12 protein-coding genes are annotated in these 15,787 nt (G+C 58.9%); 6 read left to right on the top strand and 6 right to left on the bottom strand.

What is annotated here, in order from left to right; translation table 11 throughout:
* Positions 1 to 56 precede the first annotated feature (56 nt).
* Both preA and AC07OD_RS20755 read right to left on the bottom strand, forming a co-directional pair.
* Positions 57 to 1,370, bottom strand: a complete 1,314-nt coding sequence (gene preA, locus AC07OD_RS20760) for an NAD-dependent dihydropyrimidine dehydrogenase subunit PreA (RefSeq protein ID WP_218340365.1) — start codon at positions 1,368 to 1,370, stop codon at positions 57 to 59.
* A gap of 40 nt (positions 1,371 to 1,410) precedes the next feature.
* Entirely contained in the window at positions 1,411 to 2,778 is a 1,368-nt protein-coding gene (locus AC07OD_RS20755; protein WP_494597933.1) for an NAD(P)-dependent oxidoreductase, read from the bottom strand.
* Between the two features lie 330 nt (positions 2,779 to 3,108).
* Here AC07OD_RS20755 and AC07OD_RS20750 point away from each other — a divergent pair, with 330 nt between their 5' ends.
* Entirely contained in the window at positions 3,109 to 3,822 is a 714-nt protein-coding gene (locus AC07OD_RS20750; protein ID WP_218340367.1) for a TetR family transcriptional regulator C-terminal domain-containing protein, read from the top strand.
* Positions 3,823 to 4,007: 185 nt separating this feature from the next.
* On the opposite strand, the gene AC07OD_RS20745 is transcribed toward AC07OD_RS20750, so the two are convergent.
* Entirely contained in the window at positions 4,008 to 4,895 is an 888-nt protein-coding gene (locus AC07OD_RS20745) for a LysR family transcriptional regulator (RefSeq protein WP_492805455.1), read from the bottom strand.
* A 103-nt stretch (positions 4,896 to 4,998) separates the two neighbouring features.
* Here AC07OD_RS20745 and argC point away from each other — a divergent pair, with 103 nt between their 5' ends.
* The 5 genes from argC (at position 4,999) to AC07OD_RS20720 (ending at position 12,737) form a co-directional block, all read left to right on the top strand.
* On the top strand, positions 4,999 to 5,937 hold the full coding sequence (gene argC, locus AC07OD_RS20740; protein ID WP_494597932.1) for an N-acetyl-gamma-glutamyl-phosphate reductase: 939 nt from the start codon (positions 4,999 to 5,001) through the stop codon (positions 5,935 to 5,937).
* 202 nt (positions 5,938 to 6,139) lie between these two features.
* The gene (locus AC07OD_RS20735) at positions 6,140 to 8,137 is read left to right on the top strand and encodes a tetratricopeptide repeat protein (protein ID WP_494597931.1); all 1,998 of its coding nucleotides are present in this window, start codon (positions 6,140 to 6,142) and stop codon (positions 8,135 to 8,137) included.
* 67 nt (positions 8,138 to 8,204) lie between these two features.
* Complete coding sequence (locus AC07OD_RS20730; protein WP_494597930.1) at positions 8,205 to 9,989, top strand: glycosyltransferase; 1,785 nt, start codon at positions 8,205 to 8,207, stop codon at positions 9,987 to 9,989.
* A gap of 96 nt (positions 9,990 to 10,085) precedes the next feature.
* Entirely contained in the window at positions 10,086 to 12,374 is a 2,289-nt protein-coding gene (locus AC07OD_RS20725) for an InlB B-repeat-containing protein (RefSeq protein WP_494597929.1), read from the top strand.
* An 18-nt stretch (positions 12,375 to 12,392) separates the two neighbouring features.
* Positions 12,393 to 12,737 carry a hypothetical protein gene (locus AC07OD_RS20720; protein ID WP_218293385.1) on the top strand — a complete coding sequence of 115 codons (345 nt, stop codon included), beginning with the start codon at positions 12,393 to 12,395 and terminating at the stop codon, positions 12,735 to 12,737.
* A gap of 148 nt (positions 12,738 to 12,885) precedes the next feature.
* Here the strand turns inward: AC07OD_RS20720 and AC07OD_RS20715 are convergent, their stop codons facing one another.
* From AC07OD_RS20715 to AC07OD_RS20705, 3 genes are read right to left on the bottom strand one after another with little or no spacing between them, the layout of a single operon-like run.
* On the bottom strand, positions 12,886 to 13,776 hold the full coding sequence (locus tag AC07OD_RS20715) for an NAD-dependent epimerase/dehydratase family protein (RefSeq protein WP_494597981.1): 891 nt from the start codon (positions 13,774 to 13,776) through the stop codon (positions 12,886 to 12,888).
* Between the two features lie 19 nt (positions 13,777 to 13,795).
* Complete coding sequence (gene gmd / locus AC07OD_RS20710) at positions 13,796 to 14,830, bottom strand: GDP-mannose 4,6-dehydratase (RefSeq protein ID WP_218293384.1); 1,035 nt, start codon at positions 14,828 to 14,830, stop codon at positions 13,796 to 13,798.
* Positions 14,831 to 14,846: 16 nt separating this feature from the next.
* Positions 14,847 to 15,764 (bottom strand): FkbM family methyltransferase, encoded by a 918-nt coding sequence (locus AC07OD_RS20705; RefSeq protein ID WP_218293383.1) that lies wholly within the window; start codon positions 15,762 to 15,764, stop codon positions 14,847 to 14,849.
* Positions 15,765 to 15,787 lie beyond the last annotated feature (23 nt).

Genomic DNA, 15,787 nt, shown 5'->3' with positions numbered 1-15,787 from the left:
ACCAGATGCAGCGCAGCACGCGTTGCGAACGCGCACCACATCGGGCGCCTCCAGCGTCATGCCGCCGCCGGCACGCGCTGCGGGTTGTTGGGGTGCGTCGTCCAGTTGGCGTATTCACCGGTGACCGTCTTGCCCGTGCGCACATCCACCTCGCCGGGCTCCAGCGCGCGCATGGTGATGCACTCAGGCACGGGGCAGATCGACACGCACAGGTTGCAGCCCACGCATTCGGCCTCGTTGATCTCGAACTTGCGCACGCCACCGTCCTTGGTGAAGGTGATGGCCTGGTGCGAGGTGTCTTCGCACACCACATGGCAGCGGCCGCACTGGATGCAGGCATCCTGGTTGATGACGGCTTTCTCGATGTGGTTGAGGTTGAGGTTCTTCCAGTCCTTGACGGTGGGCACGGCCTGGCCCTTGAAGTCGTCGAGCGTGGCGTAGCCGTGCTCATCCATGAAGTTCGACAGCCCATCGCACATGTCCTGCACGATCTTGAAACCGTAGACCATGGCCGCCGTGCACACCTGCACCGTGCCGCAGCCCAGGGCGATGTATTCGGCCGCGTCGCGCCAGGTGGTGATGCCGCCGATGCCGCTGATGGGCAGGCCGGCGGTCTGCGCGTCGCGCGCGATCTCTGCCACCATGTTCAGAGCGATGGGCTTGACGGCCGGGCCGCAATAGCCCCCGTGCGAGCCCCAGCCGTCGGTGCTGGGGCTCATCACCATGCGGTCCAGGTCCACGCCCATCACGGAGTTGATGGTGTTGATGAGCGACACCGCGTCCGCCCCGCCCGCCTTGGCGGCGCGCGCCGGGTGCCGCACGTCGGTGATGTTGGGGGTGAGCTTCACGATGACGGGCAGGCGGCTGTAGTGCTTGCACCAGGCCGTGACCATCTGGATGTACTCGGGCACCTGGCCCACGGCGGCGCCCATGCCGCGCTCGCTCATGCCGTGCGGGCAGCCGAAGTTGAGCTCGATGCCGTCGGCGCCGGTGTCCTCGACGAGCGGCAAAATGCTCTTCCAGCTCTGCTCCTCGCAAGGCACCATGAGCGAGACGATCATGGCGCGGTCGGGCCAGTTGCGTTTGACGCGCTTGATCTCTTCCAGGTTGGTGTGCAGCGGCCGGTCGGTGATGAGCTCGATGTTGTTCAGGCCGATCACGCGGCGGTCTTGCGACATCAGCGTGGAGTAGCGCGGGCCGTTGACGTTGACCACGGCCGGGTCTTCGCCCAGCGTCTTCCAGACCACGCCGCCCCAGCCCGCCTCGAAGGCGCGGGTGACGTTGATCTCTTTGTCGGTGGGCGGTGCGGAGGCCAGCCAGAAGGGGTTGGGGCTTTGGATGCCCAGAAAATTGCTGCGAATGTCTGCCATGGGGTGCTCCCGTGAAATGCAGTGAGTTGCGGTGAACGCGTCAGGCCACGAGCGCCACGGGCACGCCCAGCGCTTCATGGATGGACAGGGCCGCCACCTTGCCGTGCTCCACGGCCTCGACGGTCAGGTCGCGCCCGCCCACGCGGCAGTCGCCCCCGGCCCAGACACGCGCCAGGCTGGTGCGGCCCTCCAGGTCCGTCACAATGCGCCCGGCTTCCAGCGCGATGGAGGCACCCACCGGCTCGGCCACAAAGGTCTGGCCGATGGCCTTGAGCACCATGTCGGCCTCCAGCATGAAGGTCTCGCCGGTTTCCACCAACTTGCCGCCACTCAGCGCCGTGGCGGCAAAACGCACGCCCTTGACAACACCGCCTTCGCTCAGCACCTCTTTCGGTGCAGCCCAGTGGCGGATGGTCACACCATTCGTCTGCGCCCACTGCTGCTCCACAGCGGACGCCGACATGGCCTCTGCGCCGCGACGGTAGACGATGGTCACTTCTTCGGCGCCCAGCTTGCGCGACTGCACGGCGGCATCCACTGCCGTCATGCCGCCGCCGATCACCACCACGCGGCGGCCCACGGGCAGGGTCGAGAGATCGGTGCTCTGGCGCAGCTCGGCGATGAAGTCCACCGCATTGCGCAGGCCGGTGGCCGTGGGCTCAGCCACGCCCAGCGCGTTCACGCCCTGCAGGCCCAGGCCCAGGAACACCGCATCGTAGGCGCCCAGCAGGCTGTCGAGCGTGATGTCACGGCCCAGCTGCTGGCCCGTGCGCACCTCGATACCGCCGATGGACAGCAGCCACTCCACTTCCTTCTGCGCGAAGTTGTGGGTCGTCTTGTAGCTGGCCAGGCCGTATTCATTCAGGCCGCCCAGCTTGGGGCGCGCCTCGAACAGCACCACGTCATGGCCGCGCACGGCCAAGCCGTGGGCACATGCCAGGCCAGCCGGCCCTGCGCCCACCACCGCCACGCGGCGGCCGGTGGAGGCTGCGCGCTGGAACAACGGTGCGCCCGGGCTGGCAAAGAATGCGTCGGTGGCGTAGCGCTGCAGCGAGCCGATTTCCACCGGCTTGTCCTCGTTGGTGTTGCGCACGCAGGCCTGCTCGCACAGCACCTCGGTGGGGCACACGCGGGCGCACATGCCGCCCAGCGGGTTGGCCTGCAGGATGGCGCGGGCCGCGCCCCGGTTGTTGTCCTGCGCGATGCGATGGATGAAGGACGGGATGTCGATGCCCGTGGGGCATGCCGTGGCGCACGGAGCGTCGTGGCAGTAGTAGCAGCGTTCGGCTTCGATCAGCGCCTGCGGGCGGGTGAGCGGCGGGTGCGCGTCGCTGAAGTTGCGGGCGTAGTCGGCCAGGTTCAGGCGCGCGGCATGTATGCCGCAGGCACGGCTTGCGGGTGTGTCCATCAGTCTTGCTCCGGAAGGTTCGGGGTGGAGATCCAGGCATGCGCGGCACGGGCCGCCCCGCGCCCTGGGGCTTTGTGGCACCTGTGGCGGGCATGCCGCGTGCCAGCCAACGCAGCGCAAGCCAGAGTGCTTGCGCCCGCGAACTTCGGAGGTTTCATCGTGGTCCTCGCTGTGGGGTGCAGGTGCCCGCCGCTTTATTTGCCGCGGTGCCCTGCGATGTGGGTCAATTTACCAACCCGTAAAAATTTACCAATTGGTAAAATCCCTAGAGCAAGCGCCATGCCAACCAATTGCCAGTCTTCGAGGCCTCGCTTGTTCCACAATGGTGCGATGACAGACGCCCGCCAGTCCCCTCCAGATCCCGCCGCGCCCCCGCGGGCCAAGGCACCGAGATCCCCCGCCCTCGACGACACGGCCGCCACCCGCGCGCCCACGGCATCCCGCCTGCTCAAGGAGCAGGGCATCCTGGCGGAGGCCGAGAACCACTTCGCGCAATTCGGCTTCGAAGGCGCCTCGCTGGAGAACATAGCGGCCGCCATCGGCATCAGCCGCCACAACCTGCTGTACTACTTTCCGAGCAAGGAAGCGCTGTACCAGCGTGTGCTGGACGACGTGCTCACCCAGTGGCTGGCCGGCATGGAGGACCTTTCGCACAGCGAAGATCCCCAGCAGGCCCTGCGCCGCTACATCCGTGCCAAGCTTCAATACTCGCGCGTGCACCCCCAGGGAGCCAAGGTATTCACCAAAGAGGTGATTGCCGGTGCACCACGCTATGGCAAGGCCATCCGCGAGCGCGTCGGCCCGCTGCTCAAGACCGAGGTGCGCACTTTCGAGCGCTGGGCGCGCGAAGGCCGCATCGCCAAGGTGAACTTCACCCATCTGATGTTCATCATCTGGTCCGTGACGCAGGCCTATGCGGAACAGGAGGCGCAATTCGCCTTGTTGCTGGGCAAGCCGTCACTGACCGAACGCGACTATGAAAACGCCGAAGCGTTGATCGTGCGCATGGTGCTGAGCGCGCTTGCGCCGGATGCCGTGGCCTGACGCCGCCAGGGCCCCGAAGGCGTGCACCGTGAAGACCGCCGCCAGGGCCCCCAAACCGCTACTCAATCCGTAGCACGAGGCCATGCAGAGGCGGGCGCTACCGGCGGATCTTCTCGGTAGGGGTTCTTGTCGGCGCGCCGCGACGCCAATGCTCCCCAGGCCGCCCACACGCCTTCGTTGCGCCTTCACGCCTGCCGCTGCTGCCACAGCACGTCCAGCACATGCTGGGTCGCCCGCTCCACCGCCCCCGCCCGGTGCGCGATGCCCAGTGGCCGCCACAGTGCGGGGCGCAGCGCCAGCATGCGGATGCGCGGGTCCAGTGGCACGGCCGCGGACGCCTCGTGCGGTAACAGGGTGGCCCCATAACCCGCCGCCACCAGGCTCTTGATGGCATCGTTGTAGTTGAGCTGGATGCGCGCCTTGGGATGCCTGCCCGCCAGGGCGAGCCACTCGCTGGCCAGGCGCGACAGGCTGGTACCCACGTCGTTGAGGATCAGCGGCTGGCTCGCCAGCCACTGCGGCGTCGCACGCCGGGGTGCGGGCCATGCGGCCGGAACAAACGCCATCACCGGGTCACGCCGCCACGGCAGCACCTTGACACCTTGCACGGCGCCCTGCGGGAGCGCGACAAGGCCCACATCCAGCGAGCCGTTGGCCAGGCGCGCCATGGTCTCCTGCGAAGTGAGCACCGCCACCTGCACGTCAATGCCGGGGTGATGCTGCCCGACCACCTCCAGCGCCCGGGGCAGCAGGTGCGCAATGACACCGGTGGAGGCACCCAGCCGCACGCGGCCCGACAGGCCCTGGACCTGCCGCTGCACGACGTCCAGCGCCTCCTCGGCATCCTCCAGCAGGCGGCGCGCCCTCTCGACCAGGGATTCGCCCACGCCGGAGGGTTTCACTTCGCCACGCTTGCGCACGAGCAGGGGCGCGCCTATCTGCGCCTCCAGGTCGGCGACATGCAGGCTGACCGTGGGCGCGGCAAGGTGCAACACGCGGGCGGCCTCGGCGAACGAGCCGAGGTCGGCGATGGTGACCAGCGTGCGCAGGCGGTCCAGATTGAGTTCGCGCATGACGTTCAGTAAAACTGATGCTGATGTTTGTGAAATTCAACTTTTCAAATTCTATGCCTCCGTTGAAGATTCCGTACCCACATTCACACACCAGGAACACCCCATGAGCGCTCCCCTTGTTTTCATCGATGGCGACCAGGGCACCACCGGGCTGCAGATCCACGACCGTCTGCGCCATCGCACAGACCTGCGCCTGCTGACGCTGCCCGAGGGCGAGCGCAAGGACGCGGCCCGGCGGACCGAGGCCATCAACAGCTGCGACGTCGCGATCCTCTGCCTGCCGGATGCCCCGGCGCGGGAAGCGGCCGCCGCCGTCGTCAATCCCTCGGTCCGCGTGATCGATGCGAGTTCCGCGCACCGCACCGCCCCCGGCTGGGTCTACGGATTTCCCGAAATGGACAAAGAGCAGGCCGCGCGAATCGCCCGCGCCCGGCGCGTGAGCAATCCCGGCTGCTATCCCACCGGTGCCGTCGCCCTGCTGCGGCCTCTGGTACAGGCGGGCCTGCTGCCTGCGGACCACCCCATCACCATCCACGCAGTCTCTGGCTATTCAGGTGGCGGCCGGGCGCGCGTGGAGGAGCATGAAGGCGCCCACACCGCCAACGCGCCGGCCTTCCAGATCTACGGCCTGCAGCTGGAACACAAGCACACGCCCGAGATCGCCCTGCATGCAGGCCTGTCTGAGCGCCCGTTCTTCCTGCCCGCCTATGGCTCTTTTCGCCAGGGCATTGCGCTCACCATTCCGCTCTTGCTGCGGCAGCTGCCTGCGGGCACGACGGGCAGGCACTTGCACGCCTGCCTCGCGCGCCACTTCGCTGGCGCGGCGCATGTCGACGTCATGGACCTTGCCCAGGCCGAGGCGGCCGAGCATCTGGACCCGCAGGCCCTCAACGGCACCAACCAGCTGCAGTTGGGGGTCTTCGCCAACGACCGCCATGGACAGGTGCTTCTGACCGCGGTGTTCGACAACCTGGGCAAAGGGGCTTCAGGGGCCGCGGTTCAGAACCTGGAATTGATGCTGGCCCACAGTGCCCGGGAATGACGGGTGCCGTGGTCCGCGGGCGAGGCGCTCATGTAACAAATCAACACCACAGAAAGCGAATGTATGTGCTGCATATGCAACGCCGCAGGCAGTTGTCTTGTGGGCTTTTTCACGGTTCGCCGCGTATTTTTGGTCTGCTACACTGCCTTCGCTGTACCGTTTTCTTGCAGGCGCGCAGCCCACATCCCCCCCACCCGCCCTCATGGCTGCACACGGCAAAGCACCCTATCTTTACGCTCTGATTTTGTTGTTGGCCGTGCTGGGCGTCTACGTGCCTGGACTCCACAACGAATTGCTGTTTGATGACATGCGGCTCACGGATGGTTCCATCTTCGGCAGGTACGGCAACCTGCTGGAGATCAAGCAGCGCATGGTGTCGTATGGCAGTTTCGTCTGGGTCGACCAGCTCGTGGGCAGCGGCTGGTGGAAGCAGCGGCTGGTCAATATGGCGTTGCACCTGGGTGTGGTGGCTGCGATGTACGCGCTCTTCAAGTCGCTGATGGCCCATACCCGCTTCCCGCAGGACATCGAGGAACAGGCTCACTTCGCATCATCCCAAGACGCCGCATTGCGCGTGGGCATCGCTTTGTTTGCGCTCAATCCGGTAGCCGTCTACGCGGTGGGCTACCTGGTACAGCGATCAATCCTCATGGCAACGCTGTTCTCGGTGCTCGCGTGCTGGGCGTTTGTGCGCGCTTTGGAAACACAGCGAATGGTCTGGTATGTGGGGGCATTGGCCAGCTACTTGCTGGCCTTGCTGTCCAAAGAGCATGCGGTCATGACCGTCGCCGTGTGCATGGCACTGTATGTCCATGTTCGCCGCCCCAGCCTCAAAAACATCGCCATGGCGATGGGAGCCACGCTCTTGCTGCTGGCCTTGGCTACTGCCGCGCTCCTGCGCTTTCGCGGCGAGCTGATAGGCCAGCTCTTTGATGCGCAGTCCGTGGCCTTCGCCCAGCAGCTTGAGACGCTGCGGCCTGGAATTTCGCAGCAGATGTTCCCCTTGAGCATCCTCAACCAGGCTGCACTTTTCTTTGCCTACGGCCTGCTGTGGGTGGTGCCTTATGTTGGATGGATGTCCATCGATTTGCGCCCGGCATTTCCGTTGGGCTTCGCCTCATCCTGGCATATTGTGGGAGCCTTGGGCTATGTGGCACTGCTCTGCGGCTCCGCCTGGTTGCTGCTGCGGCGCACGGGCGCACTGAGCCTTGCGGCGCTACTCCTCCTTTTTCCACTGTTGTGGTTTGCCACGGAGTTCGCCACCGTCTGGGTACAGGATCCACTTGTGCTGTATCGCAGCTATCTTTGGGGTGTGGCGCTTGCTGGATTGCTGGCGATAGCACTCACGGGCTTCAGGCCCCGTACCATCTATGCACTCGGCGCCGTACTCGGTTTGTTGTTTGCTGCACTGGCGCTGGAGCGCAATCTGTCGTTGCGTGACGAGGTGACTGCCTGGACGGATGCCGCGGAGAAAATCAACCTCAAGGCGCCCCCCAGCGCAGTGGGCCGCAGCCGCCCCTTTCTGAATCTGGGAGCGTATTACCTTGGCAAAAAGATGGTCGATCCAGCGGAAAGAAATCTGTCTGTTGCAAAAGCCCTTGGCGACCAGGGAGAGCTGGGGAATAGCACGCTGTTCAATACGGGCGTGATCCTCCAACTCAAGAAGAACCATACAGAAGCGCTCCGTGCTTTCGCCACCGCCGAAGCCCAGGGGTATGCAGAAGTATCCCTGTACTACCATCGTGGCGAATCCCAAGCGGCGCTTGGACAGCTGGCGCCTGCATTTGAGAGCTTCAGTACGGCGCTGGACATGGCAGAGAAGGACCCTGAACAGGCAAGCATCCTGCCCACGGTGCGCGTGCGCCAGATCGAGACCGCCATGGCAGCGGAGCTTTATGATGAAGCTATCAAAGGCTTCCATGTTCTACTTCAAGCCGCGCCCAATGACCCTCGACTTCTGCTTGGATTGGGAATGGCGCAGGTAGGAAAAGGCGAAACCGGAGCCGCTATTGAAGTGTTCAATCAACTCATTGCAAGCAACCCCAGCGCGGCCGCATACTACGGACGTGCCGTAGCACACCACCGTGCGGGTCATCAAAAGGAAAGCTTGGACGACTTGGACCAAGCCATCAAATTGGACCCGAAGCATCCGCAATATCCTCAGATGCGGGAAGTATTCGCGACCCCCAAGAAAAAATAAGGCGTGACACGTTGTGGCTCTGCGTGTCCTGCACATCGGCAAGTTTTATCCACCCCATCGGGGGGGCATGGAAGTTTTCCTGGCCGACCTCATCAAGGCACAGCGCGCCGCAGGAATTGATGCAGCCGCGCTGGTGCACGGAACTCCCGAGCCAAACGATCCGCCGTGGATTACACGGGTACCTGTGCAGTTACAACTTGTCTATGCGCCGATAGCAATCGGGTTTCGTTCGGCCTTGGCAAGGTCCATTGCCAAGCACAAGCCCGATGTCCTGCATTTACACATGCCAAACAATTCGGCACTTTGGGTTCTCACTTTGGGGACGGCGCGAGGAATACCGTGGGTCGTGCACTGGCATTCAGACGTGGTGGTCTCGCGCATGCAGAGCGCGATAGGACTTGCCTACCGGCTATATCGCCCATTCGAGCAGGCTGTGCTGGACCACGCCAAGCGCGTCATCGCTACTTCGCAACCTTATCTCGAATCGAGCGAACCTCTGCAATCTTGGCGCCACAAATGCTCCGTCATTCCCCTGGGCCTGGATACCGAGAATTTGACGTTCGAGGTGCCCACGCCCTCCCAATGGAAGGCCAATAGGCTTCGTTTGCTGTCCATTGGAAGGCTCACGTACTACAAAGGCTTTAAAACGCTGATCAAAGCGGCAGCCCGCATGGAGAACGTGGAGTTGCTGATCGTTGGGGATGGAGAACTTCGCAGCGAGCTACAGGCGCTGATTGGCGCGCTTGCGCCCACTGACAAGCCAGCGAATGTGCGCTTGTTGGGCAATGTGTGCGACGAAGAGAAGAATGCTCTCCTGCAGGACTGCGATGTGTTTTGCCTGGCCTCGCATGAACGTACCGAAGCCTTTGGCATGGTGTTGCTTGAGGCGATGCACTATGCACGACCGTGTATCGTGTCGGCGCTGCCAGGCTCCGGAATGCCATGGGTGGTAGCCACCGCCGGCGCGGGACTCGAGGCGCGTCCTGAAGATGTAGCCGACTGGGAGGCCACCATTCGGCAGATGCAGAACGATCCCGCACTTCGCGCCCTGAAAGGTGAAACAGGGAAAGCAGCCTTGCAAACATACTTTTCGATTGATGCTTGCGCGCAGGCTGTTGCCGATCAGTACGTACTGGCGGCTCCGGAAGCCGATCATTTCCGCCGTCCCCCCAAAGACATTCTTATCGTCATTCCTGCTCGGAACGAGGCGGCAACAATAGGTGCATTGCTGTTGCGTCTGAAGGCAGAGGGTTGGCACAACATCGTTGTCATCAATGATCAAAGTACCGACGATACAGGCGCCATTGCATCCGCCGCAGGTGCACATGTGTTGAACCCAGCCCTGCCCATGGGGGCGTGGGGCGGCATGCAAGCCGGCATCTGCTATGCCCTGCAGCAAGGCTATCGGGGCGTCATCACCATGGACGCGGACGGACAGCACGAGGTGGATGAACTCCCCGTGCTGCTTCAGGCAAGAAACCAGTCAGACTTGGTCGTTGGCGCCTTTCCAGAACGGGCCAGCCGCTTGCGCCATCTTGCATGGCAATGGTTTCGCCAACTGGCAGGTTTTGATTTGCGGGACTTGACTTCCGGTTTCAGACTGTACAACCATCATGCGATGAGGGTTCTCGCATCCCGCGAAGCCACGTTGCTGGACTACCAAGACCTCGGGGCCCTGCTATTGGTACGCAGGGCCGGTCTTACGATCTCGGAAGTTCCCGTGTCCATGAATTTGCGTGCAGTGGGGACATCACGCATATTCAACTCGTGGATCAGCGTGGCCAAATACATGGTTGCAACAACATTGCTTTGCTTGGCTCGATGGGACATTGGCCAGCGGAAGGCGCCCTAGATCATCCAAAGTTGTGCGTTTCTCCCGGCGATCAACCCGAAGACCACCCATATTCAATGCCAATTTGTATTTTCCCAGCGATGTAGTACAAATGAAATGAAAAATATAAAAAAACCAAGCGAATTAATATGGAAATCGATAATTATTCTATCGATTTTTACGGCCATCGCTTTTCCGGGAACGGTCCGCGCACAAAAAGTATTGCAACTCGTCCCCGGGCAGCCGCCCCTTGCCAGTACGACAACTGCGGCACTCAACACAAAACCTGGTGAGGCATTGCGCATCGAAAATCTGATAGTTGATGACAAGCATCCTTCAGTAGTTCATCTTGAGCTTCACCGCTCCGAGGTGGTTGGCAGCGATACCCAGTATGTGGTGGTAGATGAAAAAGGGGCGCGCGCATTTCCATTTGCCGGTAGCGCCCATTTCATTGGCGGCCTAGAGGGAAAGCCCGAAAGTTATGCTTTTGCAACAATAACCCCAGATGGCGAAATCCGAGCCATCATTCACCGAGATAATGAGGTCATAGTGAATGAACTACTCCCCGCGCACGGCAGTAGCGGAGGAAAAGTCGCATCGCGGCTGGTTGATCATCACAAGGATTTTGTCAATCGAGAATTTTCTTGTGGTGTAACACCCACTTTTCTTCAAAGTGAGCCGATTCAACGCAATATTCGCTTAGATGAGATTTTAAAAGCGAGCAAGGCAACCTCTTCTCAAATTCTTGCAGAAAAAGCGGATAGCCCGCGCCGCGCCGACATCATCATTGACAGCGACTACGAGCTCTATCAAAAGCTTGGATCTGAAGCCGCAACCTTCACGTACATCACAAACCTTCTCACCTACATTAGCAGCAGGTACCAAACGGAAGTTGCCACGCGCTTCAACCTCAAACAGATACTCATCCGTACAACCTCAGCAGACCCGTGGAGCAAAACGACAACAGGTGAGATGCTCGATGAACTTCAAGCTTTTTGGAACTCGGGCGCAAACGCATCGGTTTCCAGACACCATGTGCACCTCATGAGCGGCAAAAACATAGGCGGTGGCATAGCCTATGTGGGCAGTTTGGCCAGTCCAACTATTGCCTATGGGGTTAGCGCAGGACTTTCGGGCAACTTCACTCCCTCAAACCCCCAAGTCATCTGGGATTCTGTAGTGGTTGCCCACGAAATTGGGCACGCCTTTGGAAGCTCACACACGCATGACTATGACAATCCATTCATTGCGCCATCACCAAACAACGGGGGCGCCATTGACTGCTGCTTCTCGGGGGACGCCACCGGGCAATGTGGTATCTCACTCGGAGGGGCTGGACGCCTTGGGTATCTGCCAGGTATCTCATCAATTTCAGGGGGAGGGGCTGGCCAACGCAACGGCACCATCATGAGCTATTGCCATCTTTTGAATGGCTCGATGGGCAATATCGCCTGGACATTTGGAACCAGTCATCCATACGGTGTGAATCCAGATCGCGTGCCTGCCGTCATGTCAAGCCAAGCCCAATCAAAGCTACCGCTTGATACATCTGGCACTTTTCCCTTGGCGGTGGGGATTTCCGGCACCGGCACCGTAACCAGTTCTCCCGCGGGCATTAACTGCGGAATTGACTGCAATGAAAGTTACGCGGCAGGGACTACTGTCATGCTGTCAGCTACAGCGGGAACGGGCTACACCTTCTCGGGATGGAGCGGTGACTGCACGGGGAACGGGCCATGCTCCATGACGATGAATGTGGCAAAGAACGTCATGGCCAGTTTTGTACCCACACCACAAGGGGTTCTCTCCATTGCCAAGGTAGGAACCGGCAGCGGCACTGTGGTGAGATCCGGAGGCGCCCTCAATTGCGGCAACACATGCACTGAATCGCTGCCCCCTGGCTCGATCGTCACCCTCACAGCCACGCCCGCCAACGGCAGCACGTTCACGGGATGGAGTGGGGATACTTGCACCGGCACGGGTTCGTGCTCATTCACGGTCAACGCAAACACGACCGTCAATGCCCAGTTCAATCTGAGTTCCGGTGGCAGCACATCGACACCTCTGCTACAAAGCAATTTATCTGGCAGTGCTGGCTCTACGCAGTACTTTTCCGTGGCGGTTCCTGCCGGAGCCATCAATCTCGTGATTCAGATCAGCGGCGGCACGGGAGATTCAGATCTCTACGTCAAACTGGGCCAAGTGCCAACCCTGTCGTCTTACGATTGCAGGCCATATCTCATTGGTAATATTGAGACTTGTACACTCCCCACACCGGCAGCAGGCACTTACCACATTATGCTCACTGGCTATGAGCCTTTTTCCGGATTAACGTTGGCCGCCAGCTATCAAATGCAAGCCCCCCCAGACATCGGCACAATTATAAATCTCCTGCTTTTGAATTAAGACGAGCCAAGAGGATATATGAAACTCCAAAAATACTTCTGCATTCTTGCAACAACCATTGGTGCACTTTGGGTCCACGCCGCGCAGGCTCAGACTTTCTACATCGAGGAAGATCCAGTTTACCTTCGATTTGAGCAATATACCGGAATCAATGGAAATCTCTCTTTTTGGCGCTTACCGACCCCGGGGGTTTCGACGTTCCCCGGGGGAAGCTGTACCAACTTGCGAATCCCCCCTGATCGCCCAGAGCAGGCTTCAAGATTCATGGCGCTATATCTCTTCTCAAAGACCAACAACAAGAAAATTTTCTACCTATACAATACAACTTCGTGCGTCATGGTCAGCTTCGGCACGAATGGCTGATGAAATTTATTTACGAAGGATTTTGGCAGCCTAGGAAGAGGCGCTGATTCAGCGCATATATTCGTTGCGTTGGCGATTTGCAGACGCGAAAAGAATACTATGCACGACATCGCTTTAGTTGTTTCCGAGACTACTTGGCTACGCCACTTCAAGCTTCAAGCATCCAGCGCAACGTCTCTTCCAACGGCGGGACTTCCCAATCACCAATCAGACCAAGCAGTTTGTCCGCACTCCCTCTTAGCGAGCGAACCTCGTTACCGCGGACAAATGCTGGATTGACCTGAACATCCAGGCTGTGGCTGGAAATGCGCCCCATCATGTGCAGGACTTCTCGCAGCGAATGCATGCGACCAGAGCACACATTGACTGTGGCCCCAGCAGGGCATATCTGCAACAACCGGCGATAGGCCTGTGCAACAGCGCGCACATCTGAAAAGTCTCGCCAAACATCCAGATTTCCCAATTGAATGGTATCCGCGCGCCTGCGGAAATGCGCCGCCATTTTAGGCAGCAGAAAGTCCTCAGACTGCCCCACACCGGTGTAATTGAAGGGCCTGGCAATCACAATGGGCAACTGGTCCATCCACAGCCGCGCCATGAATTCCATGGCAAGTTTGCTCACTGCATAGTCGTTTGCCGGATTGAGGGGCGCGGCCTCAGTCAACACACCTTCTATAGAGTTGCCATACACATTGGCGCTGCTGGCTAACAGCACACACTGTGGCTTGCGCCGAGCGTCTGCAAGCACCGCCAGCAAGTTGCGCGTGCCTAACAGATTCACACGATAAAACGCATCTGCATCTCCATGGCCCACAAACGCTATCGCCGCCAAATGAACCACCACATCGGGCTGCACGTCTTCCACCACCAGCTGCAATGCAGATGCGTCCAGTAAATTTGCACAACGATAGCGAGGGTCGGCCGCATCGGGTTGCGTTCCGACACCCCAGACGTCCCATCCATGCGCCTGCAACTCTGCAGCCACATAGCGGCCAGTAAATCCCTTCATGCCGGTGATCAGCGCTCTCGGTTGGGTCATGGCATCCAAGCCCTTGCCTTCAGAACGAGAAACCAGCCTGATTACGCCTCAAGTCAGCCTCTACCATCATCTGGCACAACTGCTCCAGCGTTGTCTGCGGCTCCCACCCCAGTTTGGCTCTCGCCTTGGCAGGATCGCCGATGAGCAACTCCACCTCTGCCGGACGATAGAACTTTGGATTTACGCGCATGACCGTTCTGCCTGTCCCAGCATCGACAGCCATTTCGTGATCAGCCGAGCCGATGAAGTCCACTTCAATACCGGCCCCCTTGAATGCCATGCGCACGAAATCACGCACAGTTTCCGTGCGGTTGGTAGCCAATACGAATGTATCGGGTTCATTCGCCTGCAGCATGCGCCACATACCCTCTACATACTCTTTGGCAAAACCCCAATCCCGCTTGGCGTCCAGATTGCCCAACTCCAGAACATCGAGTTTCCCTAGCTTGATTCTGGCCACGCCGTCGGTAATCTTTCGAGTTACAAACTCACGACCGCGCAATGGGCTCTCATGATTAAACAAGATACCGCTACTGCCAAATATGCTATAGCTCTCCCTGTAATTTACAGTCATCCAATGCGCATAAAGCTTTGCAACACCATATGGACTGCGCGGATAAAAGGGTGTGCTTTCCACTTGAGGCACGGCCTGGACTTTACCAAACATTTCAGACGTACTTGCTTGGTAAAAGCGTATATCCGGATTAACCAAACGAATAGCTTCCAATAAATTGAGAGCACCGAGGCCGGTAATTTGAGCCGTGGCAGTTGGCTGTTCAAACGACACCCCCACAAAACTCTGAGCAGCCAGATTGTAAATTTCGTCGGGCTGAACCTTTTGCAGCAATGAAATACTCGAACCCAAATCTGTAAGATCGTATTCAAGCAAGTGAAGATGAGGGTTACTTTCAATCCCCAATTCTTCGATTCGCCAAAAATTGACCGAGCTCGTGCGTCGATAAGTACCATAAACGGCATATCCTTTTAGCAACAAAAGCTCCGCCAGATATGCACCATCCTGCCCCGTAATCCCAGTAACAATTGCTTTTTTCATGATCGAAATTAATTAATCATTCCAATATAAATGAATAAAATCCTTTTGGACTGGCCTCCGACAGGAATTCAAACATGTCACGCCCAGAATAGAGCTCTTTTCCATTCAAATCGGCGGCTTGGAGCCGGTTTACCCACACATCAGTCCCAATGCCATGCCCCTGGAGATGCCCAAGATGGAGCTCCAAATGCGAATACCGAGCATGCTTCAAAATTCTGGCATAACAGGGGCATGCCAGTAGGTCGAGCTCATATCCCTCTATATCCGTCTTAATGAAGTCAAATTTCAAATCATCCATTCGATCAATACGATAGCCGCGCAAAGGCATATTCATAAAATCCACTAGCATCTTGGAATTTTCATCCCCTTCTGATGCGTTGGAGGCCAGAACCGCAAACGGAATAATATCAACCTTACCGATGACGCCATTTATGAAGCAATTAAATGTCCCAATAGCGACATTTAGAATGGATGGCTCATAAGAAATGACCTCAGTCGTATCAGATTGCAGCGCATAGTAGCATGCCCATATCATCTGATGTCCGCCCAGGTCCAAATAGCGCTTGGAGTTTGCAAATAGCCCACGTTTTGACTCCAAAAGGAAATCAAAAGCATGCTCTGCGCCATCCCTCCCATACCACTCCAAAGACTGCTCATTAATTATCGCAACAGATAGCCCGTCACCCCCATCAAATCTGAAGTCCCTTACATACGGTTTCTTCAAAAACCGGTGACTGGAGTTCAAATTTTTCCCAAGCACACGCTCTAGACTATTTTTCAAATCGCCAACCGCGCCCAACCAGTTGCCATTTCTTGCAGCAAGCAGGGCAGAATCAGAAAATTTGAAACACCCATCCTCTACATATATGTCGTGAGCACGAAATGCCGCGTTCATTTTTTTGACATAGATCTCATAATCACCATCAAAAGACATCTCAACTCCTTCGAATTATATTA

The sequence above is a fragment of the Acidovorax sp. GW821-FHT10E03 genome (assembly GCF_059415205.1).
The sequence above is the reverse complement of the archived record's forward strand: the minus strand, read 5'-3'. Positions and strand labels throughout refer to the sequence as shown.